This is a genomic window from Cupriavidus sp. SIMBA_020 (assembly GCF_046535395.1).
Classification (GTDB): Bacteria; Pseudomonadota; Gammaproteobacteria; order Burkholderiales; family Burkholderiaceae; genus Cupriavidus; species Cupriavidus campinensis.
Map to the genome: position 1 here is coordinate 1 of NZ_JAWRWU010000062.1, position 480 is coordinate 480.

The following is a 480-nucleotide window of genomic DNA, read 5'->3' on the forward strand; positions in this document are numbered from 1 at the left end:
GGGAAAACAGCATTCCAGGTATTAGAAGAATATCCGGATTCAGGTGAAAATATTGTTGATGCGCTGGCAGTGTTCCGGCGCCGGTTGCATTCGATTCCTGTTTGTAATTGTCCTTTTAACAGCGATCGCGTATTTCGTCTCGCTCAGGCGCAATCACGAATGAATAACGGTTTGGTTGATGCGAGTGATTTTGATGACGAGCGTAATGGCTGGCCTGTTGAACAAGTCTGGAAAGAAATGCATAAACTTTTGCCATTCTCACCGGATTCAGTCGTCACTCATGGTGATTTCTCACTTGATAACCTTATTTTTGACGAGGGGAAATTAATAGGTTGTATTGATGTTGGACGAGTCGGAATCGCAGACCGATACCAGGATCTTGCCATCCTATGGAACTGCCTCGGTGAGTTTTCTCCTTCATTACAGAAACGGCTTTTTCAAAAATATGGTATTGATAATCCTGATATGAATAAATTGCAG

1 protein-coding gene is annotated in these 480 nt (G+C 42.9%); it reads left to right on the forward strand.

Annotated elements, in window-relative coordinates:
- The coding region (locus tag SB751_RS28155) for a phosphotransferase (RefSeq protein ID WP_410748804.1) at positions 1 to 480 on the forward strand (480 nt) is incomplete at both ends.